This is a genomic window from Bradyrhizobium sp. BRP56 (assembly GCF_020194035.1).
Classification (GTDB): domain Bacteria; phylum Pseudomonadota; class Alphaproteobacteria; order Rhizobiales; family Xanthobacteraceae; genus Bradyrhizobium; species Bradyrhizobium australafricanum.
Map to the genome: position 1 here is coordinate 134,315 of NZ_JADYVV010000010.1, position 22,184 is coordinate 156,498.

Sequence of the window (22,184 nt, forward strand, 5' to 3'; positions counted from 1 at the left end):
GCGCCCGATCAGAAATTGAATTCTTCATCACCAAGAAATTTCGAGGAAACCAACATGCGTAGCCTGTTCATGATGCTTGTCGTCATCGCCACCACCAATCTGGCATGGGCCCAATCCGAACTGGTCAAACGGGGCGATTACCTCGTCAACGGCATTCTGGCTTGCGGCAATTGCCACACGCCCAAGGGACCGAACGGCGACGTTTCGGAGAAGGCGTTTTCGGGTGGAGGATACTGGGACGAGCCTCCCTTCACGGTGCATGCCGCCAACATCACGCCAGACAAGGAAACAGGCATCGGAAACTGGAGTGATGCCGATATCAAGAAACTGCTGCGGACCGGGCAAACCCCAAAGGGTGTGCATACCGCGATGGTCATGCCGACCAGCTTCTATCACATCCTGACTGAAAATGATCTCGACGCGGTCGTCGCATATTTGCGTACGATCACGCCAGTCCACAACAAGGTGCCCGATCCGATCTACAAGGTGCCTCAGGTCGAGAACGTTCCGCCGGGCGGCGAGAACGCGTTCGCCGAACCGATGATGAGCGACAAGGTGCAGAAGGGATTCTATCTCGTCACGATCGCGCATTGCATGGCGTGCCATACGCCCATTGGACCGAGGGGACGAGAATACAAAAGCAGCCTTGGCGCCGGTGGCGTCAAATTTTCCGGGCCGTGGGGAATCTCGGTTTCACGCAACATCACGCAGAACAAGACCAATGGGATCGGCACATGGAGCGATGACGAGATCAAGCGTGCGATCACCGAAGGTGTCAGCCGCGACGGCAGCCGTCTCGGTCGACCGATGGGATACCACTACTACGCCCGGATCAGTCCCGATGACCTCGATGCCATCGTGGCGTATTTGCGCACGGTACCCGGCAGCGCGGAGTAAGCCTCGTTGCAAGGCCAAATCCTGTCCGGTCACAGCCGCGCAGCGGGCCCCTGGCTGACTCCAGTTCTGCGAGGATAGCGCGCACCGCTATCTGCGCAGCTAGGCGGCGCTCGGAACAAGCTTCAGCTTCAAACCGAGCGCTTTTGTCGCCTTGTTCAGGGTTTCAATAGTCGGATTGCCGCCGGGCCGGAATGACTTGTAGATCACTTCGCGGCTTAAGCCGGTTTCGCGCGAAAACTGCGATACGCCGCGAGCTCTGGCGATGTCGCCGATAGCTGTCGCGATGAACGAGGGATCGTCCTCTTCCAGCGCCGCTTCGAGATAGGCGATCTGCTGCTCCAGCGTCTTCAGATGATCCTTGATGTCGAACTTGGTCGTCTTGAGCGGCATCTCAAATCTCCCTCACCATCTTCTGGGCCGCCTTGACGTCCTTGCTTTGGGTTCGCTTGTCGCCACCGCAAAGCAGGAGCACGATGGTTTTGCCTCGACGCGTGAAATACACCCGGTAGCCGGGGCCGTAATCGATCCGCATTTCGCTCACGCCTTTGCCCACCGATTTCACATCGCCTGGATTTCCGAGTTCGAGACGCCGGATGCGTGCGCCGATCCGGGCGACCGCTTTCATGTCGGCTAGCGAGTTGAGCCAGTGCGCAAAAGCGTCGGTCTGAACGACCTGGATCATGTGTATTATCATACACGATGCGGTCGATTTGTCAACTATAGTACACAGTCATTCCGTGGCAGGGGCCGGTCCGAAACAATCCGTTGACGTTAACAGCTCCTTAACGCCGCCCGATCCAAGATCGGGAGGCGTGGGCGAGGGCGCTTCGCGCTTGGTGTGGCTGGGGTCCCGAGAAGACGTTTCGAGATGGCGCGAACCGCTGCCGCTGGAACATGGTCGCTAGGCCGCGCCTGGGCGCGGACCGCGCGTCTGTGCCTGCTTGCCGCCGGCCTTGCGCTTACAACCCTTACATTTCCGACCGCGGTGCGCGCCGAAGACCCGGTGCCCGGTGAGGCGACATTCTCTGCCGCGAACGGCTATGCCCGGCTGGTGCTGAAGTTGAAGGAGGATGTCGAGTCGGAGGTCACGACCGCCGGCTCGATCATCGTGATCCGCTTCAGGCGACCGGTCGATATCCCCGTCGAGAAACTGCAGGATGCGGTGCCCGATTATGTCGGGGCCGCGCGCCGCGATCCCGACGGCTCGGCGATCCGTCTGTCGCTGGCGCGCCGCGTCAGCATCAACACCATGACCGCCGGCGAGCGCATCTTCATCGACTTCCTGCCCGACAGCTGGACCGGCCCGCCGCCGTCGCTGCCGCAGGAGGTGATCCGCGAGCTTGCCGAGCGCGCCCGCGCCGCCGAGCGCCTGCTGCGCATGCAGCGTGCCGCCGACGCCGCCAGGAAGAAGCCGCCGGTCCGGGTTCGCGCGCTGGTGCAACCCACCTTCGTCCGCTTCGTGTTCGAGGTGCCCGACGGGGTCAGCGTCTCCTCGGTGCTGAACGAGCAGAAGTTGACGCTGTCGTTCAATTCGGTCCTGACTTTCGACCTTGCCGATGCCAAGGTCGCCGCCCCGCCGAATGTCGCGTCGATCAGCGCGCGCGCCGACACGGACACCTCGGCGGTCGACGTGTCGCTGATTGGCGATGTCGACGTGCATTCGTTCCGCGACGAGAAGAACTATATCGTCGACGTCGCCTTCCAGCAGAACGAGCAGCAGGCGGCAAAGCCCTCGCTGAGCTCATTGTTGCCGACGCCGCGCGCCAAACCGAAAGGCGCCGCGGCGGTCGCGCCGGTGACATCGGAAAGCATCGCCCAGCAGGCCAAGATCGAGATCAAGCCCGAACAGTCCAAATCCGAACCGGCGAAGTCCGAGCCTGCCAAGTCCGAACCGCAGCACTCTGAGCCGCTCAAGCCGGAGCAAGCCACGAGCGAGCAACCGGCGGCCGCGCCCGCCAAAACGGAGCAGCCCCGATCGGAACTGCCCGATCCGGAGCTGCCGAAAATCGCGGCCGCACCTGCGGCCAACGCCGAGAACGCTGCTGTGCCGACCCCGCCGCACGACGGTGGCGCCGGCTCTGCGGCGGAACAGAACACGGCGCCCGTGACCAACGCACCGAAGCCGGTGCCCGCTGTCGCCGCCGCGCCGGCGATGGAAGCGCCGAAGGCGGCTGCGGCGCCATCGCCGCCTGCTGCCGAGGCCCGTGCCGGCGGCAAGCCCGCGGTCGAGGCCCAGCGGGACAGCGACGGCTTGCGCGTGACATTCTCATTCCCCGGCGCGACGCCGGCGGCGCTATTCCGCCGCGCCGACACGGTTTGGATGGTGTTCGACACGGCTGAGGCGATCGACGTCGATCCAGTCCGCGCCAAGGCCGGCTCGCTGATATCGGATGTCAGCCGGATCGCGCTGGAAAAGGGCCAGGCGGTGCGCTTCCGCCTCAACCGGCCGCAGATGCCGTCGCTCGAAAGCGACGACCGCTCGCGCGGCGTGAGCTGGACGCTGACCTTTGCCGACCGGGTGCAGAAACCGCCATTGCCGCTCACCGTGGTGCGCAACATCTCGGAGCCCTCGCTCGCCAATGTCAGCGTACCGCTCGCCAATCCCGGCCAGCTGCACAGACTGGTCGATCCCGACGCCGGCGATACGCTCTGGGTGGTGACCGCGCCGCCGCCGACCCGCGGCATCATCAAGCGGCAGGATTTCGTCGAGCTGTCGCTGCTGGAATCGATCCACGGCGTCGTGGTTCATCCGAACGCGGACGACGTCAAGGCCGAGGTCGGCGCCGACAAGGTGATGCTGGGCCGGCCGGGCGGCCTGACGCTGTCATCGGCCGACGTCGCCGCCGAGCGCGCGACCGCGGCGGTGAAGCCGTTGTTCGATCCGGACGAGTGGCGCAAGAACCAGTCGGAGACGTTCCTCAAGCAGCTCGACGGCCTGATCGCGGCGGCCGCGTCGGCCAATGCCGAGCAGCTGCCGCAGGCACGGCTCGATCTCGCCGATTTCTACATGGCGCGCGGCATGTACCAGGAAGCCCATGGTGTCGCCAATCTGATCCTGTCCGAGAGCAAGCGCGGCAGCGAGACGGCGTCGGTGGTGATGGTGCACGCGGTCGCCAGCATCCTGATCGGCCACCCGGCGCAGGGCCTGAAGGATCTCGCCAATCCGGTGATCGGCAACGGTTACGATTCCCAATTGTGGAAGGGGCTCGCTTTCGCCCGCGAGGGCAAATGGGCCGAGGCGCGCGAGAAGTTCAAGAACGCCGAATTCGCGGTGGCGACGCTGCCGCCCGATTTGCAGCGCATCGTCACCATGGACTCGATGAAGGCCTCGCTCGAGGTCAAGGACTATGCCGGTGCCGCGCGGCGCAAGAGCGATCTCGACGTGGTCGGCGTTCCCGGCGAGCTGAAGCCCGCGGTTGCGGTGCTGCGCGGCCGGCTCGCCGAGGCCCTCGGCCAGGAGAAGGATGCGCTCGACGCCTATCGCTTCGCCGCCAATTCGGCCGATCGCCAGGCTGCCGCCGAAGGCAGGTTGCTGGAGACGCTGCTCAAGCAGAAGCGCGGCGAGATCGGCCGCGACGATGTGCTGAAGGAGCTCGAACTGCTGTCGATGCTGTGGCGCGGCGACAATATCGAGCTGAAGACGCTGTATGTGCTGTCGAAGATCTACGCCGAGACGGCGCGCTATGCCGACGCCTTCGCGGTGACGCGTGCCGCGACCCGGCTGCAGCCGAATGCGCCGGAATCGCGCCAGGCGCAGGATGCCGCCTCGGCCTTGTTCGTGCAGCTCTACCTCGGCCCCAAGGGCGACGAGATGTCGCCGATCGATGCGCTCGGCACCTTCTACGAATATCGCGAACTGACGCCGATCGGCCGCCGCGGCGACGAGATGATCCGCCGTCTCGCCGACCGCCTGGTCGGCGTCGATCTGCTCGACCAGGCCGCCGACCTCCTGCAATACCAGGTCGACAAGCGGCTTGAAGGCGCGGCCCGCGCCCAGGTCGCGGCGCGCCTTGCGATGGTCTATCTGATGAACCGCAAGCCCGACCGCGCCATCGCCGCGCTGCGCTCGACGCGGATCGCGGATCTCTCCGGCGAGCTGCGCCAGCAGCGGCTGCTGCTCGAGGCGCGCGCGCAGAGCGACGTCGGCCGGCACGATCTCGCGCTCGACATCATCTCGAACATCACCGGCCGCGAGGCAATCCGGCTGCGCTCCGACATCTATTGGGCGTCGCGGCACTGGCGCGAGGCGTCCGAGCAGATCGAACTCTATTATGGCGACCGCTGGCGCGACTTCACCCCGCTCAACCCGGGCGAGAAGGCCGACATCATCCGCGCCGTGGTCGGCTACGCACTTGCCGAGGACGCCATCGGGCTGTCCCGGTTCCGCGAGAAATACGCGCCGCTGATGTCCGGCGATGCCGACAAGCTCGCCTTCGACTCGGCCAGCAAGCCGGTGGCGACGTCCAGCGCCGAATTCGCCCAGATCGCGCGAATGGCCGCCAGCGTCGACACGCTCGACGGCTTCATCCGCGAGATGAAGACCCGCTTCCCCGACGCCACCGCCCGCGCGCCATTGCCCGATCCGGTCGCGACCGGATCGGTGACTGACAAGCCAAAGGTCGCGCCGGTGAGCGCGCTGCCGGCGATCAAGGGCGAGCGCCGCGCCAGCGCGGCGCCGTAGCAGCGCTGGCGCTCACGGCCCTGCAGACACCCACGCGGTCGAAATGATCCCGGTGGCGTCGAGCGCGATCCGCCAATGCGAGGCACCGTTGGCGTGCCGCACACTGTAGACATCCTCGCCCTGCGCGCCGACGCCGAGAAAGCGGGTGGATTCGATCGCGCCGAGGTCGGCTAGGAAAGGCTGCAGGTGTGGCAATTGCTCGCGGGTCGCCGCGGCGAGCGCAGGGGTCATGTCCGCATAGTCGGGCTGTCCCGATGCGACCCCCTCGATCAGGCGGCGGAGCGCGGCCTCGGTTCCGGGAGCCGGCGACTGGTTTTTCACGCGCTCCGCGGTGCGATCCGCAATCTGCTTCGCGATTGCAGCGTCAATACGCGGCATCGGCTTGTCGCCATTTTGATGCAGGATCAGTGACGTCGCCTGACCGTCAGCCGCGATGACAAAGCTGATCTGCGCGTCGACTTCCCTGGCGAAAAACCCGGTCTGGCTCTCCGCAAAGAACGGTACGGCACGTTGCCCGGTGAGCTGTACAGCCAAGTGGTGATCCTCACGCATCACACTGAGGACGGCCTGCTCGCTGAGCTGGTAGAAGCCGGCATAGCGGTCGAGCACCGCCGCAGCGACTGCGATCTCTTGCCGCACGACGTCCGGCGGCGATCGCGGAGCAGAAGCCGGCACATCGGCGGATCCGCCGGCCGCCTGTATCCGTGCCGCCAGCGTGTTCCAGTCGCGCTGGCCGAACAGTTTGGCGATCAGCTCCAGGCTGTCGCTGTGGGTGAGGGGGATCGATTTGGCGCCGAGCGCTTCGCGCAGCGTCTGCGCCATGGCCTTGGCATCACGAAAGTCGCGCATGGGATCAACCTTTGCATCGACGAACGGAAAGCGTCAGGGGCTTGCGTTGCTGACCCGTTCGTGCGGGCAAAGGAAGCCTGAAACATGGCTTGATACCTTCACCGTCCCCGGGTGGGATGCAAGCGGCGGGTGGTATCGACCCTGCCGAATGTTCGCCGGGGACGAGCATTTTGTCAATTGCAACTGGTTGTGATCGCACGCGTGCTCTCGACATCGTGCCGTCAAATCGGCAACCATGGCGTCCGTTGGACAACGCCGGGAGGACGTCGTTACATGAGCAAGCCGATCAAGACCGAAGCCGAACTCATCGCGATGGCGCGGGCCGAGCTGAAGGCCCATGCCGACTGCCCCGACGGCATCGACATCTCCGTGCTGCGCGACGGCGACAGCTGGGAGTTTCGCGCCAGCGCCGATGACGCCACGGTGGCGAGGCCCGGCTATCCCGAATGCGTCGCGATGCTGGTGCAGATCGGCGACCACCTCAGCAAGCAGTATGACGTGAAGGAGTAACGGCGACCGCGAAGCGGGGGATCGATGGACCGCATCGACGCCATGAAGGTCTTCGTTGCGGCGGTCGACGAGGGTAGCCTCGCCGGTGCCGGGCGGAAACTGCGGCGCTCGCCGGCGGCGGTCAGCCGGGCGATCGCTTTCCTAGAGCATAATGTCGGCGCCGAGCTGCTACATCGCACGACGCGCTCGCTGAAGCTGAGCGATGCCGGCCAGCGCTATGCGGCCGCATGCCGTCGTATCCTCGGCGAGCTCGAGGAGGCCGATATCTCGGCGGGCGGCGAGCGGTCAGTGCCGCGCGGCACGCTGACCGTCACCGCGCCGGTCGTGGTCGGCGAGGACGTGCTGCGGCCGGTGCTCGATGCCTTCATGACGGACTATCCGGCGGTGTCGGTACGGCTCGTGATGCTCGATCGCACCGTCAATCTGATCGACGAGGGGATCGACGTCGCGCTGCGTATCGCCCATCTCGCCGATTCCAGTTTCATCGCGATCAAGCTCGGCGAGGTGCGCCGCGTGGTGGCGGCATCGCCCGGCTATCTCGCGCAGCATCCGCTGATCGCCGAGCCGGCGGATCTGGCGAAGCACCAGATCATCGCCATGACGCATTTCGGGCTCGACTCCTGGAGCTTCCCGCCGGCCGCGAAGTCGAAGATCGCGCGCGCGGTCCAGTTCACGCCACGGCTGGTCGTCAACACGGTGCGCGCGGCGGTGGCCTCGGCCAGCGAAGGACACGGCATCACCCGGCTGTTCTCGTATCACATCGCCGAGGAAATCCGTGACGGGCGGTTGCAGATCCTGCTCGCCGGCGACGAGCATCCGCCGCTGCCGGTACATCTTTTGGCGCCGCAGGGCCGCTTCGACGTGCCGAAGGTGCGCGCCTTCGTCGATTTCGCGACGCCGCGGCTGAAGCGTTATTTCGAGCGGCTGTCGCGCGAGGCCAGCAAGGCTGGCGCGAAAGCCCGATGACGCCGGTCGTTCGCGCCGCGGAAGAGTGTCTGCCGAATAGCGGGCATTCGCGCGGAAAGCGGATGTATCTAGCTTGCTCTCCATCGAAGCGGCGCTGGGTCGCTTCAGCAACAGATGGAGAGAGATCATGGGTGCAGAGCAGAAGGTTGCCATCGTCACCGGTGCGTCGCAGGGCCTCGGCGAGGCCATCGTCAAGGGCTATCGCGACCGCAACTGGCGCGTCGTCGCCAATTCCCGCAGCATCAAGCCGTCGACCGACAGCGACGTTCTGACCGTCGCAGGCGACATCGGCGATCCCGAAGTCGCCGACCGCATCGTCAAGCAGGCGCTCGGGCGCTTCGGCCGCATAGACACGCTGGTCAACAATGCCGGCATCTTCCTTGCCAAGCCGTTCACCGACTACACCGACCAGGACTACGCGCAGGTGCTGGCGACCAATCTCAACGGCTTCTTCTACATCACCCGCCGCGCCGCCAGGGAGATGGAGAAGCAGGGCTCCGGACACATCGTGCAGATCACGACCAGCCTCGTCGATCACGCCAACAGCAACGTTCCCTCGGTGCTGGCCTCGCTGACCAAGGGCGGCCTGAACGCCGCCACCAAGTCGCTCGCCATCGAATATGCCGCCAAGGGCATCCGCGTGAACGCGGTCTCGCCCGGTGTGATCAGGACACCGATGCACGCGCCGGCAACGCACGACTTCCTCGCCAAGCAGCATCCGGTCGGACGCATGGGTGAAGCCAAGGACATCGTCGACGCCGTGCTGTTCCTGGAAGGCGCGGGCTTCGTCACCGGCGAGATCCTGCATGTCGACGGCGGCCAGAGCGCCGGCCACTAACGAGCACGATGGAGCGTATCATGCCTATCGTCACCATCCAGGTCACGCGTGAGGGGACGGCGCCGGGGGCGTCGTCCACCACGCCGGAGCAGAAAGCCGCACTGATCAAGGGCGCCAGCGAACTGCTGCGCGACGTGCTCGGCAAGCCGATGGAGTCGACGTTCGTCGTCATCGAGGAAGTCAACACCGACAATTGGGGTTGGGGCGGGCTGCCCGCGCTCGACTATCGCAAGAAGCTCGCTGCCGCTGCGGCGTCCAAATCTTCCCGCTGAAGGCTTTTCCCAAACCGAATTGTGCACCTCTCCCGGTCGGGAGAGGTGAGCCGTGATCGCTGCGAACGATTGCTGCGATCGCAACTAATCATTTTTCACGAACGGCCGGAGCGCCTACTGCGATGTCCATGTCAGCCAATGTCGATCATCACAGGCGCCAGCACGCCGCGCCGCGGCGGGATGCCGGCGGGCCGCTGTGGCTGTCCGCGGCCGCAGGGTTATGCGCCTCGCTGGTCGGGCTCGGACTGGCGCGCTTCGCCTACACGCCGTTGATCCCGGCTTTGATCGCCGCTAAGTGGTTCACGCCGGCGGAAGCGGTCTATCTCGGTGCGGCCAACCTTGCCGGCTATCTCGCCGGTGCGCTCATCGCCCGCGATCTCGGCGCGCGGATCGGCTCGGTATGGACATTGCGCGGCATGATGGCGCTGGCCGCGATCACCTGCTTTGCCTGCGCGGTGCCGATCTCCTTCATCTGGTTCTTCGGTTTCCGCTTTCTCGCCGGCGTCAGCGGCGGCGTGATCATGGTGCTGGCGGCAACAGCAATCCTGCCGCATACCGCGCCCAGCAAACGCGGCCTGATCGGCGGCGTGATCTTTGCCGGCGTTGGCCTCGGCGTCGCCGCGTCCGGCACGCTGGTGCCGCTGTTGCTGCAACAGGGCGTCAAGCAGGCCTGGTACGGTCTTGGCGTGCTGTCGGCGGTGCTGACACTGGTCAGCTGGAAGGCGTGGCCTGCCGAAGCTCCCGCCGCGCGAGGCGTTGCGGAGCAGCCCGTCGCGTCGCATGGCCTGCGCTCGCCGCTGGTGATCGCGCTCTGCCTGGAATACGGCCTCAACGCGCTGGCGCTGGTGCCGCACATGGTGTTCCTGGTCGACTTCGTCGCCCGCGGGCTCGGGCAGGGGATTGCCGCGGGATCGCATTACTGGGTGCTGTACGGCATCGGTGCCGTGGTCGGGCCGTTGCTCACGGGACATCTCGCCGATCGCGCCGGCTTCGCCGCGGCGCTCCGCGCGGCGTTCCTGATCGAGGCCGTTGCGGTTGCGCTGCCCGCCGTGACGACATCGCCCGCCGCACTGATCGTGTCGAGCCTGATCGTCGGCGGCTTCACGCCCGGCATCGTGCCTCTGGTGATCGGCCGCATCCACGAGCTGATCCCACATTCCGCGGCGAGCCAGCGTTCAGCCTGGGCGCAGGCCACCACGACCTTCGCGCTGTTCCAGGCGGCGGGCGCCTATGGCCTGTCGTATCTGTTCGCGCACAGCGGCGGCGACTATGCGCTGCTGTTCCTGATCGGCGCGGCCGGAGTGGCCATCGCGTTGGCGATCGAACTGTTCGGCGTCGTCGGACTGCGGCACAAGTCCAGCTAAACGCGCAACGTTTTGGTCAAGACAGCGACGAGGCGATCGACATCGGCCTCGTCGTTGAAAACGTGCGGCGAGATACGCATCCGGCCGAGCCGCAGCGCGACATGGATGTTCTCTGCGGCGAGCCGCGCGATCAGCTCCTTCGGGATGCCGCCGGCCATGCCGAGGCTCAGGATGTGCGGCGCACGTAGATCGCGCGCCAGCATATCGAGCTTGAGATCACGCACGCCGTCGGCAATCCGCTCGTTGAGCATCGCGAGCCGCGCGCTGACGGCAGCGGCGCCCCATTCCGCCATCATCTCCATGCCGATCGAGGCCATCTCCAGCGTGATGAAATGATCGCGCTCGCCCATGTCGTAACGCGTGGCGTTGTCGACATAGCCGAGATCGCTGAAATAGACCGGGTTCTCGGAGTTGACGTTGCGGCGGCCGCTGGAGGTCTGCTCCAGCGGCACGCCGTTCTGGTGGCGTTTTGCAATGTAGAGGAAGGCACGGCCGTAGGGGCCGATCAGCCATTTGTAGGTCGGAAACATCACGGCGTCGGGGTCGAGCCTCGTCACGTCCATCGCCACGACACCCGCGCTCTGCGTCGCGTCGATGACGAACATCGCGCCGTGCCCCCGCAGTAGGGCCTGCACCTTGTCGACGTCGATCATGCCGCCGTCCGACCAGTGCACCGAGGAGATCGAGGCGAGGCCGACCGGCGGCGCGCCTGGCCGCTCGATCGTTGCCAGCACCGCCGATGTCCAGTCGCCGTCGGCGGGCTGGCGTACAGTGTCGACGACGAAGCCCTGCGCCTCGGCGCGGGCGCGCCATTCGAGGACCGGCGAGGAATGGTCATTCTCAAGCACGATGACGCGCGTGCCGCGCGGAATGCTCAGCGCCTTCGCCACCGTCGCGACGCCGTAGCTGATCGCGGGGATCAGCGCGACATCGTCTGGTGCGGCGTTGATCAGGCGGGCGGCCACGCTACGGGCGCGCTCGTGCTGGCGGCCGGCAAATCCTGCATCGATCGTCCAGGGCTGGCCCTTGCGTCCGACCGCCGCACGGCCGGCATCGAGCGTCTTCAGCGGCAGCGGGCTGTAGGACGCCGAATTCAGGTAGCAGACCTCGCGTGGAATCTCGAACAGATGGCGCTGGGAGGGAAGCATGTCGTCTCGTTTGCTGGAATTTGCGGATCATGACGTGACGCGCGCTCAGCCGTCATACTGGTCCGGCCCCATCGCCCACGGCGCCTGGTCGTAGCCGTTGGCGAAGGTGCGGTTGGTCTGCGCCGGATTGCGATTGATCAGTGGCCGCAGATACATCGGGTGGGTAGCGCTGCGCACCTCGTGCTCGACGGTGAACAGATGCCGGCCGTCGGCCGGATCGACGATGTCGCAGAAGCGGTACTGGTATTGATTGTCCTCGCGGGAGACCAGATTGCGTTCGCGCAGTCGCCGGTAGGGGCCCGAGAAGTTCGTGATGTAGATCTGGATGTGATGGCCGTCGAATTCGCCCTGTGCCGCGTCGCTCTCGCGGAATTGCAGATACTGATCCTTGCCGACTTTTGCGCGCGCGACGACGTCGTCGCCGTTCACAACGCCGGCGGGGATGCCCATGATCTCAGGATAGAACCGGCTGATCGCCTCAGCCGTGCCGCGCGGCACCAAGAACTCGACATAGGGCATGCCGAGTGCGATGCGCCCGAACCGTTCGGCGTCCGGCTCAAAGCAGCGCAGGCGGTTGCCCCAGGGGCAGATGGCCTCGACGTGATCATTGCGCTCGCGATAGCTGAACGCGGTGCCCTCGAGCTTGGGCGCGACGGCGGCGAGCCGCTGCAGCAGGGCCTGCCGCCCGGCGATCACGATGCCGGTGTGGCCGCGCAGCACCTGCTGGCGGCCGCTCGGCAGATGAAACTGGCTGCGGCCGACGTTCACCCACATGTTGCTGTCGGAGACCATCAGATAGGGATCGCGGGTCAGCCCGATGCCGGCGACGTAGAACAGCGTGGCGAGGCGCTGGTCCGGCACCTGCACGTTGACATGTTCGAGATGGATGGCGTTGCCGAGATCTTCTGCGGCGCGGTCGAATGGCTGCTGCACGGCGCGGCTCCCTGGATGCGGTGCCGCGCATGATAGTGCAACGGTGTGGCCGATCCAGCTGACGGGCCATGAATGTTTCGCAGGGCGCTACCCCCCGTAACTCTGCACCAGACTGCCGGCGACCAGGGCCCAGCCGTCGACCAGCACGAAGAAGATCAGCTTGAACGGCAGCGAGACCACCACCGGCGGCAGCATCATCATGCCCATCGACATCAGGACCGAGGCGACCACGAGGTCGATGATCAAAAACGGCAGGAACAGCAGGAAGCCGATCTCGAAGGCGCGTTTCAGCTCGGAGATCATGAAGGCCGGCACCAGGATGCGCAGCGACATCTCCTCCGGCGTCGCCGGCGGCGGCTCGCCGGAGAGGTCCATGAACAGCTTCAAATCCTTCTCGCGGACGTTCTTCTGCATGAAGCCGCGCAAGGGGACCGAGGCGCGCTGCAACGCGTCCTCAACGCCGATCTGGTTGGCGACCAGCGGCTTGATGCCGTCGTCATAGGATTTCTGCAGTACCGGCCCCATCACGAAGGCGGTGAGGAACATCGCAAGCGCGATCATCACCGAGTTCGGCGGCGCGGTGGCGGTGCCGAGCGCGGTGCGCAGCAGCGAGAGCACGACCACGATGCGCGTGAACGACGTCATCATGATCAGGATCGACGGCGCGATCGACAGCACCGTGAGCAGCGCAATCAGCTGGATCGCGCGCTCGGTCACGCCGCCATTGCCGCCGCCGAGATTGATGCTGATATCCTGCGCCATCGCCGGATCAGCGAGGGATCCGGCGGCGATCAGGACAGCGATGAAAAAAACTCTACGCGGGACTGCCCCTGGCCTCACGAAGGATTCTTCGGTCGGCCGAGCAGCGAGGCCATCTCGTCCTCGAGATTCTCGAACCCGCTCTTCTGTCCGCCGGCGGGCGGGGCGGGCGGCTCGCTGCGCTGCGGGCGCGCCGGCGGCGCCTCGGGCGCAACCGGCGGCGCGACGGTCTCGCCGGCGCCGGTCGGGCGGCGCAGCGCCGCTTCGAGCCGTTGCGCCATCTCGGCGAGATTGGCGTCAGCGTTCGATGGAGGCGGCGGAGCCGGAGGCGTCTGCGTTGCAGCCGGCGGCGGTGCCTGGGGAGGCGGTGGCGGCGGCGTCACGGCGCGCTCGGTTGTGCGCAGCGGTGGCGGCGCCTTCGGCGACTCGGCGGCGCGCGGCGGACGCGGGACGACCGGCTCGGAGCGCGGCGGCAGGCGTGGCGGCATCGGATCGGAACGCGGCTCGCCGCGTTCGGGCGTGAAGCCCGCGAGCGGATCGCTGCGACGCTCGGCGATCGGCGGCGGGGGCCGGCGCAGCTCGTCGGCGAAGGAGGGCCGCGTCTGACGCGGCGGCAGCTCCGGCTCGGGAAGGTCGAAATTCTCGGAGCGGGCGGCTTCGCTCTCGTTCCAGGCTGCATCCGGAAGCGGCGCCACGCGCGGCGGCGCGGCATCGGCTGCGACCGCGGGGCGGGTCGACATTTGATCGCGCGCGGGGATCGCGCGGACGATATTCGGCTCGACGACGATATCGGTGGGGCCGCCGATCATCAGCAGATGCTCGATGTTGTCGCGGCGGACCAGCACCAGGCGGCGCCGCCCGTCGACGGCGGCAGCGTCGATCACCGCCAGGCGCGGCATGCGCCCACGGTTGGCGTTGGCCCCGAGGCGGTTTCCGGCGAAGCGGCGGACGAGCCATGCGGTCACGCCGATCAGCGCCAGCACGACAACGAATGCCAAGACGAATGTAATGACCTGCATATTGGAGTCCCCGGCCATCTTGGCCTTCCTCAGCTTTCGCCATCAACGGGCGCGGATTGATAGGTGCGGTTTGCGCAGCGAATCGCGCCCGAGATTCGCCTTATTTCTTAATTCCCAGCGGCTTGCAGCCGGCTGTTCTATTAATAAACCAAGAATCGCTTGTCCCAAAACGACTTCTCAGCGCCCCACGCTGTCTTGGTTTGTGCTGGTTAACGCAGCATTCGTGGCGAAAATGCGCTCGCAGGCCGCAGTTGCGGCGTTCTCCACGGATCCGTCCGGCATTTTAACCGCCTGTTAACCATACACCGGGCAAATTCTGCCTACCTCGGAAGAGCCCAGAGGTTAACGGAGCCGCGGCAATGGCCATGAACGATCTCCCGATCCTGTCGGCGTTGCGCACCAAGATGCAGTGGCACCAGGAGCGCCAGCGGGTGCTCGCCGAGAACATTTCCAATTCCGACACGCCGAGCTTCCGGCCGCGCGACCTGGTCGAGCCGAAGTTCGACCGGGCCGGCGCCACGGTCGGCGGCGGCGTGGGGACGCTGCCGATGATGCAGACCAGCACCACCCACATGGCGGCGTCCGGGGCGCCCGACAGCTTCGACAACGATCGCGGCAAGAGCGGGTTCCAGACCCGCCCGGCCGGCAACGCGGTCAATCTCGAGGAGCAGATGCTGAAAGTGTCGGCCAACCAGATGGACTATGCGGCCGTCACCTCGCTCTACAGCCGCAGCCTGCATCTGCTGAAAACCGCGATCGGCAAGGGCTAGAGCAAGGGTTAGCCCGCCTGACGGCGGCAGGAGGATCCCATGGCAGATGGAACAAGCGATTTCGCCCGCTCGATGAGCATCGCGACCTCAGGCCTGCGGGCGCAGGCGGGGCGCATGCGGGTGATCTCGGAAAATATCGCCAATGCCGATTCGACGGCGCAGACCGCGGGTGGCGATCCCTACCGCCGCAAGGTGCCGACCTTCTCCTCCACGCTCGATCGCACGCTCGACGCCCAGGTTGTGGCGCTGGGCCGGATCCGCCCCGACCAGTCTTCGTTCCGGGTCAAGCACGAGCCGGGCAATCCGGCGGCGGACGCCTCCGGCAACGTCAAATATCCGAACGTCAATGCGATGGTCGAAATGACCGACATGCGCGACGCCCAGCGTTCCTACGAGGCCAACCTCAACATTATCAGCGCGACGCGGCGGATGATCCAGCGCACGCTCGACATCCTCAAGTCCTGACGCAACAAGAACAGGGAACCTAAATCATGGCTACACCGACAGTCGCCGCCAACGCCTACGCCAACCTCGCCAAGATGATGGAGCGCGGCGGCGCCGAGAAGGCCGGGCAGGCCGTCGCCGGCCCATCCTTCAGCGCGCTGCTGAAGGACTCCGTCGGCAGCGTCCTGGAGGCGGGCAAGAAGTCCGACGCGCAGACCATGGCGATGGCCTCCGGCAAGGCGAACGTGATGGACGTGGTGACGGCGGTCGCCGACACCGACGTTGCGGTGTCGACACTGGTCTCGGTGCGCGACCGCGTGATCCAGGCCTATGAAGACATCATGAAGATGCCGATCTGACGCCATCCCGGGGCGATGCGCAGCATCGAGCCTCAGATGTGCAATTGCACATCAAAGATCTCGAGGCTCCGGCTTCGATGCTTTGCATCGCCCCCGGAACGACGGTGCAAACAACTGACAGCGAGAACACAACAATGACCGGCCCCGAAACCCTCGACGTGGCGCGCGATGCGATCTGGACCATCGTGGTGGTGTCGTCGCCCCTGATGGTGGTCGGCCTCGTGGTCGGCGTCGTGGTGTCGCTGTTCCAGGCGCTGACGCAGATCCAGGAGCAGACCCTGATCTTCGTGCCGAAGATCCTCGCGATCTTCGTCACATTGCTGCTGGCGCTGCCGTTCATGGCGGACTCGCTCAGTAGCCACATGATGCGGATTTCATCGCGAATCATCGGCGGTTGATGCACTAATGCCGCGGTCATGCGCATCGATGTCTCCCTGCTGCCGGCGCTGGCCGCGATCTTCGTGCTGGTCTTCGCGCGCGTGGGCGCGATGGTGATGCTGCTGCCCGGTTTCGGCGAGAGCAACATCCCGGCGCGGGTCAAGCTGTCGATCGCGCTGTTGCTGACGCTGATCATCCTTCCCCTGCATCGCAACGCCTATCATGTCGACCTGACGTCGATCTCCTCGCTCGGCGTCCTGATGGTGCATGAGCTCATCATCGGCATCGTGCTCGGCGCGACCGCGCGGGTGACGTTGTCGGCGCTCAACGTCGCGGGCTCCGTGATCGCGCAGCAGCTCGGCCTCGGCTTCGTCACCGCCGTCGATCCGACCCAGGGGCAGCAGGGCCAGATCATCGGCAACTTCCTCACCATCCTCGGCCTCACGCTGCTGTTTGCGACCGACAGCCACTATCTCGTCATTGCGGCGCTGAGCGAGAGCTACCGCATCTTCTCGCCCGGCGAGATCATGCCGACCGGCGATGTCGCCGCGCTTGCGACTTCGGCCTTCTCGGCCGCCTTCAAGATCGGCCTGCAGCTGTCGGCGCCGTTCCTGGTGTTCGGCCTGGTCTTCAACATCGGGCTTGGCGTGCTGGCGCGGCTGATGCCGCAGATGCAGGTCTATTTCGTCGGCGTGCCGCTCTCGATCATGGTCGGGTTCCTGATCTTCGGCGTCGTGCTCGCCGCGATGATGAACACCTATCTCGACTATTTCCTCGGCGTCATGCGCCAGCTCGCTCCGATGAATTAGGGGGAGAAGCAGTGGCGGACGATACCGAAGACAAAACAGAAGACCCTACGCAAAAACGTCTCGATGAAGCCCTCGAGAAAGGTGACGTCGTCAAGAGCCAGGAGGTCAACACCTGGTTCGTGATCGCCGGCGGCACCTTGGTGCTGTCGACCTTCTCGGGCTCGATCGGCAGCGGCATCTTGATGCCGCTGCGCAACCTGATCGCCAATTCATGGATGATCCGCACCGACGGCGCCGGCCTGCTGGCGCTGACACAGTCGCTCGGCTACGCGGTGGTCGCCGCGATCGGCGTGCCGTTCCTGTTGCTGGCGCTGGCCGCGATCGCGGGCAACATGGTGCAGCATCAGCTGGTGTGGTCGGGTGAGCAGCTGAAGCCGAAATTCTCCAAGATCTCGCCGGCTGCCGGCTTCAAGCGGCTGTTCGGCAAGCAGGCGGTGGCGAATTTCCTGAAGGGCCTGTTCAAGCTGATTGCGCTCGGCGCCGTGATGGTCGCGGTGCTGTGGCCCGACCGGATGCGGATGGAATCCTTCCTGCGGGTCGATCCGGCCGAGCTGCTGCCTGCCATCACCGGCATGACGGTGCACCTGTTGGCGGCGGTGGTCGCCATCCTCGCTGCGGTCGCGATCGCCGACTACTTCTTCCAGTACCGGACCTGGTACGAGCGTCACAAGATGTCGCTGCAGGAGATGAAGGAGGAGTTCAAGCAGTCGGAAGGCGACCCGCACGTCAAGGGCAGGATCAAGCAATTGCGGGTCCAGCGCGCCAAGAAGCGGATGATGGCCCAGGTTCCGAAGGCCTCGGTGATCATCACCAACCCGACCCACTATTCGGTGGCGCTGGCCTACGACCGCAGCATGTCGGCGCCGATCTGCGTCGCCAAGGGCGTCGACAATCTTGCCTTCAAGATCCGGGAGATCGCCAAGGAGCACGACATTCCGATCGTGGAGAACGTGGCGCTGGCCCGGGCGCTCTATGCGACGGTCGAGCTCGATCGGGAGATCCCGGTCGAGCACTATCACGCGGTTGCCGAAATCATCGGCTACGTGATGCGGCTGAGGCGCGGCCTGTCCGGCCTGCGGCAGTAAGGGGCGGAAAACCCGCTTGAAATGCGCGTAACTTGCGAAATTGCCGCCTGTTGGACTTGCGTTTTCGGGTCCGATTCAGGCACTCAGGGGCGAGGTGGCCGGCCGGTCGCCTTCGTGATGCAGACGAGCCATGTCTCTCCAGATGACCGCCGATAGCAACGATCCTTCCGTGACCGAGCCGTTCGTGGCCCACGGGCCAGCGCGGCGGAACGGCAGCATCCTGCTGGTGGTCTTGATCGCCGCCGGAATCGTCGCGGTGGCGGTCTGGCTGATGACCATCGGCCGCACCGAGGCGCAGCCCTATATCCTCGGCGTGCTGGCGCTGCTCGCCACGGTCGGGCTGTTCAACCTGTTCGCCCTTGCCGCCGGCATCATCCGCTTCTCCGACCGCGCCACCGATGATCCGGTGATGGCGCGGATCGCCGACCAGGCCCAGGAAGGGCTCGTCGTCACCGACTCCCGCGGCCACGTGGTCTATTCCAACGCCGCCTATCTCACGCTGACCGGCGCGGCCGGGCCGCAGGACGTCCGTCCGGTCGAGCGGGTCTTCATCGGTAACCCCGACGTCTCCGAGGCGGTGTTCCGCCTGTTGAAGGCTGCCCGCGAGGGCAAGCGGCAGCAGGAGGAGGTCCGCGTCGCCGGCCACGAGGCCGGCCAGGGTCGCTGGCTGCGCCTGCGGGTACGCCCGCTCGGTGAAGGCAAGCGCGATGCGAAATACGCGGTTTGGTCGATCGCCGACGTCACCCGCGACCGCGAGCGCCAGGAAGACGTGTTCCAGGAGCTGCGGCACGCGATCGAATATCTCGATCACGCGCCATGCGGCTTCTTCTCGGTCAATCCGGCCGGCGAGATCGCCTATGTCAACGCCACGCTGGCCAATTGGCTGGACTACGATCTGGCCGAGATCGGCTCGGGCGGCCTGAAACTGACCGACATCGTCTCGGGCGACGGCGCGGCGCTGTTGACCTCGATTGCGGCGGTGCCGGGCGAGGTCAAGACCGAGGTATTCGACATCGACCTGCGGATGCGCGGCGGCAAGACCGTGCCGGTGCGGCTCTATCACAAGCTTGCCTTCGGCGCCGACGGCGCGGCGGGCGCCTCGCGCACGCTGGTGATCAGCCGCGCCCGCGACGAGCATTCCGATCCGGAGCGCGCCGCCGAGGTGCGCTTCATGCGTTTCTTCGACCATACGCCGATGGCGATCGCGACCGTCGATCGCGGCGGCAATGTGGTCGGCGCCAATGCGCGCTATGCCAAGCTGGCGCAGGGCCTGAACGGTGACGGCGGCGCCGCCAAGTCGATCTTCCGCGCCGTTAATCCGCGCGACCGCGGCCTCTTGATCGCCGCGATCAACCAGGCGGCCGAGGGCCAGGGCGACATCGCGCCGGTCGAGGTGATGCTCGATGGGCCCAAGGAGCGCTTTGCCCAGTTCTTCGTCACCACGGTCGAGAAGGACGAGCGCGACGCCGAGACCGCGATCGTCTACATGCTCGAGACCACCGAGCGGCGCGCGCTGGAAAACCAGATCAACCAGTCGCAGAAGATGGAGATGGTCGGCCAGCTCGCCGGCGGCATCGCGCACGACTTCAACAACGTGCTGTCGGCCATCATGATGGCCAACGACTTCCTGCTGAACGCGCACAAGCCGACCGACCCGTCGTTCCAGGACATCATGCAGATCAAGCAGAACGCCACCCGCGCCGCGACGCTGGTGCGGCAGCTGCTTGCATTCTCGCGCCGCCAGACGCTGCGGCCGCAGGTGCTCGATCTCGGTGATGCATTGAGCGACCTCACCATGCTGCTGCGCCGGCTGATCGGCGAGAAGGTCAAGCTCGACCTCGTGCATGGCCGCGACCTGTGGCCGGTGAAGGTCGACGTCTCGCAGTTCGAGCAGGTGGTGGTCAATCTCGCGGTCAACGCGCGCGATGCGATGCCCGACGGCGGCAAGCTGATCATCCGCACCGCCAATGTGCCGACCGAGGAGGCCGCCCAGCTCGCCAACAAGGGCATGCCGGCGGCGGACTATGTGAAGATCGAGATCGCCGACACCGGCACCGGCATTCCGGCCGAGATCATCGACAAGATCTTCGAGCCGTTCTTCTCGACCAAGGAAGTCGGCAAGGGAACCGGCCTCGGCCTGTCCACGGTCTACGGCATCGTCAAGCAGACCGGCGGCTTCGTCTATGTCGATTCCGTGCCGGGCGGCGGCACCACGTTCCGGATCTATTTGCCGCGGCATCGCCAGCAGCAGGAGGTCGCACCGGAGGCCCAGGTCGGCAACGGTGCGGCCAAGGAAACCGCCGCCGCCACGGAAGCCGCCAAGCCGAAGCCTGATCTGACCGGGCAGGGCACCATCCTGCTGGTCGAGGACGAGGACGGCCTGCGCTCGCTCAATGCGCGCGGCCTGCGTTCGCGCGGCTACAGCGTGATCGAGGCGGCGAACGGCGTCGAGGCGCTGGAAGCGTTCGAGGAGAAGAACGGCGCCGTCGATCTCGTCGTCTCCGACGTCGTGATGCCGGAGATGGACGGCCCGACGCTGCTGAAGGAAATGCGCAGCCGCAACGCGGAGCTGAAGATCATCTTCGTCTCAGGCTATGCCGAGGACGCGTTCGAGAAGAGCCTGCCGGAGAACCAGCAGTTCGCGTTCCTGCCGAAGCCCTTCACGTTGACGCAGCTGGTCGCCGCGGTGAAGGAAACCATGACGGCGAACTAGCCGGTTGCCGCGGCAACCGGCTTTACTTCTCGCAAGTGCGAGGTGAAATTCCGCGGTAACTGCGGTTGAAACCGGGCCTCATCCCGCGGTAGGACGCGGCGTCGCATCCACAAGGACCATAGTGTCACATCTCCGCGACCGAGGGCCGCAGCCGCGGTTCCCGTTTCCCGCTTCACTTTTAACCGGCCCTGCCCATCTTAGGGGCGTTTCCCCATGCCGGGGAATCCTTTGAGGAAACCAACATGAATTTCTCGCAACGCACGCGTGGAATTGTTCGGGCGATCGCCGTCGCGATGGCGCTGGCGCTGCCCGTGATGATGACCGTTTCGGCGGCCGACGCCCGCGTTGGTGGCGGCGGCTCGCGCGGCTCGCGGACATTCTCCGCGCCGCCCTCGACCAACACGGCGCCGGGCTCGGTTGCGCCGATGAACCGCACCTTCAGCCAGCCTGGTAGCCCGAACATGGGTTCGCCGGCGGCGGCGAATTCCGGCGGCCTGTTCGGTCGCGGCGGAATGGGCCGCGGCCTGCTCGGCGGCCTCGCCGCGGGCTTCCTTGGCGCCGGCCTCTTCGGCATGCTGTTCGGTGGCGGGCTGTTCTCGGGTCTCGGCGGCCTGTCGTCGATGCTCGGCCTCTTGCTGCAGATCGGTCTGATCGTGCTCGTGGTTCGCCTTGCGATGTCGTGGTGGCAGCGCCGCAACACGCCGGCGGCCGCCTATGCGGGTGGCCCCGACGTCGGCCCCGGTCCGCAGGCGAACGCCCGCTCGGGCTTCGGCTTCGGGCTCGGCGGCGGATCGAATGCGCCGGTCGAGATCGCGCCTGGCGACTATGAGACGTTCGAACGGCTGCTGGGCGACATCCAGACCGCGTGGTCGAACGAGGACATCGCGAAGCTGCACACGCTCGCGACGCCGGAGATGGTGTCGTACTTCTCGAAGGATCTCGAGGAGAACAAGGTGCGCAACGTCACCAACAAGGTGACCAATGTGAAGCTGCTGCAGGGCGATCTGGCGGAAGCCTGGCGCGAAGGCGACAGCGAGTATGCGACGGTCGCGATGCGCTACTCGCTGGTCGACACCACGCTCGAGCGCGGCACCGGCCGTCAGGTCAGCGGCGGCACGCAGCCGGAGGAGGTCACTGAGGTTTGGACCTTCGTGCGCCAACGCGGCGGCAATTGGGAGCTTTCGGCGATCCAGCAGACCAACTGATCGGTTGCCGGAGAATGACAGATACAAGGCGCCGCGGCCTGGTCCGCGGCGCCTTTGTTTGTGTGCCGAGTATGAACGACAGCTTGGAGGTGGAAGTCCTCTACCCAGCCTGATGGCGGCGAAGGGTTAGCGAAGCGCAAGGGCATCATCGCGAGGTGGGGTCTGAAGAAAGCGTGGAGCAAAGC

At 65.8% G+C, this 22,184-nt stretch carries 22 protein-coding genes; 15 read left to right on the forward strand and 7 right to left on the reverse strand.

All coding sequences use genetic code 11. The features are described from left to right. Nucleotides 1-54: 54 nt before the first annotated feature. Nucleotides 55-897 (forward strand): c-type cytochrome, encoded by an 843-nt coding sequence (locus tag I6F38_RS09965; RefSeq protein WP_225160173.1) that lies wholly within the window; start codon nucleotides 55-57, stop codon nucleotides 895-897. A gap of 99 nt (nucleotides 898-996) precedes the next feature. Here I6F38_RS09965 and I6F38_RS09970 read toward each other — a convergent pair whose 3' ends face one another. Continuing rightward, nucleotides 997-1,287: an addiction module antidote protein gene (locus tag I6F38_RS09970; protein ID WP_028339801.1), complete on the reverse strand. Its 291-nt coding sequence runs from the start codon at nucleotides 1,285-1,287 to the stop codon at nucleotides 997-999. 1 nt (nucleotide 1,288) lies between these two features. Then, nucleotides 1,289-1,579 (reverse strand): type II toxin-antitoxin system RelE/ParE family toxin, encoded by a 291-nt coding sequence (locus tag I6F38_RS09975; protein ID WP_225160174.1) that lies wholly within the window; start codon nucleotides 1,577-1,579, stop codon nucleotides 1,289-1,291. Nucleotides 1,580-1,765: 186 nt separating this feature from the next. Between I6F38_RS09975 and I6F38_RS09980 the strand changes: the two genes are divergently transcribed. After that, nucleotides 1,766-5,578 (forward strand): tetratricopeptide repeat protein, encoded by a 3,813-nt coding sequence (locus I6F38_RS09980; RefSeq protein ID WP_225160175.1) that lies wholly within the window; start codon nucleotides 1,766-1,768, stop codon nucleotides 5,576-5,578. Nucleotides 5,579-5,590: 12 nt separating this feature from the next. Here the strand turns inward: I6F38_RS09980 and I6F38_RS09985 are convergent, their stop codons facing one another. Further along, nucleotides 5,591-6,427 carry a glyoxalase superfamily protein gene (locus I6F38_RS09985; RefSeq protein ID WP_225160176.1) on the reverse strand — a complete coding sequence of 279 codons (837 nt, stop codon included), beginning with the start codon at nucleotides 6,425-6,427 and terminating at the stop codon, nucleotides 5,591-5,593. Between the two features lie 273 nt (nucleotides 6,428-6,700). On the opposite strand from I6F38_RS09985, the gene I6F38_RS09990 reads away from it, so the two are divergent. The 5 genes from I6F38_RS09990 to I6F38_RS10010 all read left to right on the forward strand — a co-directional run bounded on the left by I6F38_RS09990 (nucleotide 6,701) and on the right by I6F38_RS10010 (nucleotide 10,377). Then, the gene (locus I6F38_RS09990) at nucleotides 6,701-6,937 is read left to right on the forward strand and encodes a hypothetical protein (RefSeq protein WP_057018325.1); all 237 of its coding nucleotides are present in this window, start codon (nucleotides 6,701-6,703) and stop codon (nucleotides 6,935-6,937) included. Nucleotides 6,938-6,961: 24 nt separating this feature from the next. After that, nucleotides 6,962-7,903 carry a LysR family transcriptional regulator gene (locus tag I6F38_RS09995; RefSeq protein WP_225160177.1) on the forward strand — a complete coding sequence of 314 codons (942 nt, stop codon included), beginning with the start codon at nucleotides 6,962-6,964 and terminating at the stop codon, nucleotides 7,901-7,903. A gap of 127 nt (nucleotides 7,904-8,030) precedes the next feature. Further along, the gene (locus I6F38_RS10000; RefSeq protein WP_057018327.1) at nucleotides 8,031-8,741 is read left to right on the forward strand and encodes an SDR family oxidoreductase; all 711 of its coding nucleotides are present in this window, start codon (nucleotides 8,031-8,033) and stop codon (nucleotides 8,739-8,741) included. Nucleotides 8,742-8,761: 20 nt separating this feature from the next. After that, nucleotides 8,762-9,013: a 4-oxalocrotonate tautomerase family protein gene (locus tag I6F38_RS10005; RefSeq protein ID WP_225160178.1), complete on the forward strand. Its 252-nt coding sequence runs from the start codon at nucleotides 8,762-8,764 to the stop codon at nucleotides 9,011-9,013. Nucleotides 9,014-9,135: 122 nt separating this feature from the next. Next, nucleotides 9,136-10,377: a YbfB/YjiJ family MFS transporter gene (locus I6F38_RS10010; protein ID WP_225160179.1), complete on the forward strand. Its 1,242-nt coding sequence runs from the start codon at nucleotides 9,136-9,138 to the stop codon at nucleotides 10,375-10,377. Here I6F38_RS10010 and I6F38_RS10015 read toward each other — a convergent pair. The 4 genes from I6F38_RS10015 to I6F38_RS10030 form a co-directional block, all read right to left on the reverse strand. Then, on the reverse strand, nucleotides 10,374-11,525 hold the full coding sequence (locus tag I6F38_RS10015) for an aminotransferase class V-fold PLP-dependent enzyme (protein ID WP_225160180.1): 1,152 nt from the start codon (nucleotides 11,523-11,525) through the stop codon (nucleotides 10,374-10,376). The two genes, I6F38_RS10010 and I6F38_RS10015, sit on opposite strands and share 4 nt — an antisense overlap. Nucleotides 11,526-11,570: 45 nt before the next feature. Further along, nucleotides 11,571-12,458: a hypothetical protein gene (locus I6F38_RS10020; RefSeq protein ID WP_225160181.1), complete on the reverse strand. Its 888-nt coding sequence runs from the start codon at nucleotides 12,456-12,458 to the stop codon at nucleotides 11,571-11,573. Nucleotides 12,459-12,545: 87 nt separating this feature from the next. Next, on the reverse strand, nucleotides 12,546-13,298 hold the full coding sequence (gene fliP / locus I6F38_RS10025) for a flagellar type III secretion system pore protein FliP (RefSeq protein ID WP_063709685.1): 753 nt from the start codon (nucleotides 13,296-13,298) through the stop codon (nucleotides 12,546-12,548). Beyond that, nucleotides 13,295-14,236: a flagellar biosynthetic protein FliO gene (locus I6F38_RS10030; protein WP_225160182.1), complete on the reverse strand. Its 942-nt coding sequence runs from the start codon at nucleotides 14,234-14,236 to the stop codon at nucleotides 13,295-13,297. The genes fliP and I6F38_RS10030 overlap by 4 nt, the downstream gene beginning before the upstream one ends. Nucleotides 14,237-14,595: 359 nt before the next feature. Between I6F38_RS10030 and flgB the strand changes: the two genes are divergently transcribed. From flgB to I6F38_RS10070, 8 genes are all read left to right on the forward strand, one after another. Then, nucleotides 14,596-15,006 (forward strand): flagellar basal body rod protein FlgB, encoded by a 411-nt coding sequence (flgB, locus tag I6F38_RS10035; RefSeq protein ID WP_038385465.1) that lies wholly within the window; start codon nucleotides 14,596-14,598, stop codon nucleotides 15,004-15,006. A gap of 39 nt (nucleotides 15,007-15,045) precedes the next feature. Further along, nucleotides 15,046-15,471 (forward strand): flagellar basal body rod protein FlgC, encoded by a 426-nt coding sequence (flgC, locus tag I6F38_RS10040; RefSeq protein WP_018272466.1) that lies wholly within the window; start codon nucleotides 15,046-15,048, stop codon nucleotides 15,469-15,471. Between the two features lie 26 nt (nucleotides 15,472-15,497). Next, nucleotides 15,498-15,809 carry a flagellar hook-basal body complex protein FliE gene (fliE, locus tag I6F38_RS10045; RefSeq protein ID WP_038385464.1) on the forward strand — a complete coding sequence of 104 codons (312 nt, stop codon included), beginning with the start codon at nucleotides 15,498-15,500 and terminating at the stop codon, nucleotides 15,807-15,809. Between the two features lie 134 nt (nucleotides 15,810-15,943). Continuing rightward, nucleotides 15,944-16,207 (forward strand): flagellar biosynthesis protein FliQ, encoded by a 264-nt coding sequence (gene fliQ, locus I6F38_RS10050; protein ID WP_016844766.1) that lies wholly within the window; start codon nucleotides 15,944-15,946, stop codon nucleotides 16,205-16,207. 18 nt (nucleotides 16,208-16,225) lie between these two features. Beyond that, on the forward strand, nucleotides 16,226-16,996 hold the full coding sequence (gene fliR / locus I6F38_RS10055; RefSeq protein ID WP_016844767.1) for a flagellar biosynthetic protein FliR: 771 nt from the start codon (nucleotides 16,226-16,228) through the stop codon (nucleotides 16,994-16,996). An 11-nt stretch (nucleotides 16,997-17,007) separates the two neighbouring features. Then, the gene (gene flhB / locus I6F38_RS10060; protein WP_225160183.1) at nucleotides 17,008-18,081 is read left to right on the forward strand and encodes a flagellar biosynthesis protein FlhB; all 1,074 of its coding nucleotides are present in this window, start codon (nucleotides 17,008-17,010) and stop codon (nucleotides 18,079-18,081) included. Nucleotides 18,082-18,223: 142 nt separating this feature from the next. After that, complete coding sequence (locus I6F38_RS10065; RefSeq protein WP_225160191.1) at nucleotides 18,224-20,794, forward strand: PAS domain-containing protein; 2,571 nt, start codon at nucleotides 18,224-18,226, stop codon at nucleotides 20,792-20,794. Between the two features lie 242 nt (nucleotides 20,795-21,036). Then, nucleotides 21,037-21,999: a Tim44-like domain-containing protein gene (locus I6F38_RS10070; RefSeq protein ID WP_225160184.1), complete on the forward strand. Its 963-nt coding sequence runs from the start codon at nucleotides 21,037-21,039 to the stop codon at nucleotides 21,997-21,999. Nucleotides 22,000-22,184: the final 185 nt, after the last annotated feature.

Excerpts from the sequence above, each read along its gene's own strand:
- I6F38_RS10030 (WP_225160182.1), bottom strand. The coding sequence starts at position 14,236 with ATGCAGGTCATTACATTCGTCTTGGCATTCGTTGTCGTGCTGGCGCTG.
- I6F38_RS09975 (WP_225160174.1), bottom strand. The coding sequence starts at position 1,579 with ATGATCCAGGTCGTTCAGACCGACGCTTTTGCGCACTGGCTCAACTCG.
- I6F38_RS10065 (WP_225160191.1), top strand. The coding sequence starts at position 18,224 with ATGACCGCCGATAGCAACGATCCTTCCGTGACCGAGCCGTTCGTGGCC.
- fliR (WP_016844767.1), top strand. The coding sequence starts at position 16,226 with ATGCGCATCGATGTCTCCCTGCTGCCGGCGCTGGCCGCGATCTTCGTG.
- I6F38_RS10005 (WP_225160178.1), top strand. The coding sequence starts at position 8,762 with ATGCCTATCGTCACCATCCAGGTCACGCGTGAGGGGACGGCGCCGGGG.
- I6F38_RS10015 (WP_225160180.1), bottom strand. The coding sequence starts at position 11,525 with ATGCTTCCCTCCCAGCGCCATCTGTTCGAGATTCCACGCGAGGTCTGC.
- I6F38_RS10070 (WP_225160184.1), top strand. The coding sequence starts at position 21,037 with ATGAATTTCTCGCAACGCACGCGTGGAATTGTTCGGGCGATCGCCGTC.
- I6F38_RS10000 (WP_057018327.1), top strand. The coding sequence starts at position 8,031 with ATGGGTGCAGAGCAGAAGGTTGCCATCGTCACCGGTGCGTCGCAGGGC.
- fliE (WP_038385464.1), top strand. The coding sequence starts at position 15,498 with ATGGCTACACCGACAGTCGCCGCCAACGCCTACGCCAACCTCGCCAAG.
- I6F38_RS10010 (WP_225160179.1), top strand. The coding sequence starts at position 9,136 with ATGTCCATGTCAGCCAATGTCGATCATCACAGGCGCCAGCACGCCGCG.
- I6F38_RS09990 (WP_057018325.1), top strand. The coding sequence starts at position 6,701 with ATGAGCAAGCCGATCAAGACCGAAGCCGAACTCATCGCGATGGCGCGG.
- fliQ (WP_016844766.1), top strand. The coding sequence starts at position 15,944 with ATGACCGGCCCCGAAACCCTCGACGTGGCGCGCGATGCGATCTGGACC.
- I6F38_RS09965 (WP_225160173.1), top strand. The coding sequence starts at position 55 with ATGCGTAGCCTGTTCATGATGCTTGTCGTCATCGCCACCACCAATCTG.
- I6F38_RS09995 (WP_225160177.1), top strand. The coding sequence starts at position 6,962 with ATGGACCGCATCGACGCCATGAAGGTCTTCGTTGCGGCGGTCGACGAG.
- I6F38_RS09980 (WP_225160175.1), top strand. The coding sequence starts at position 1,766 with ATGGCGCGAACCGCTGCCGCTGGAACATGGTCGCTAGGCCGCGCCTGG.
- I6F38_RS09985 (WP_225160176.1), bottom strand. The coding sequence starts at position 6,427 with ATGCGCGACTTTCGTGATGCCAAGGCCATGGCGCAGACGCTGCGCGAA.
- flgB (WP_038385465.1), top strand. The coding sequence starts at position 14,596 with ATGGCCATGAACGATCTCCCGATCCTGTCGGCGTTGCGCACCAAGATG.
- flgC (WP_018272466.1), top strand. The coding sequence starts at position 15,046 with ATGGCAGATGGAACAAGCGATTTCGCCCGCTCGATGAGCATCGCGACC.
- I6F38_RS09970 (WP_028339801.1), bottom strand. The coding sequence starts at position 1,287 with ATGCCGCTCAAGACGACCAAGTTCGACATCAAGGATCATCTGAAGACG.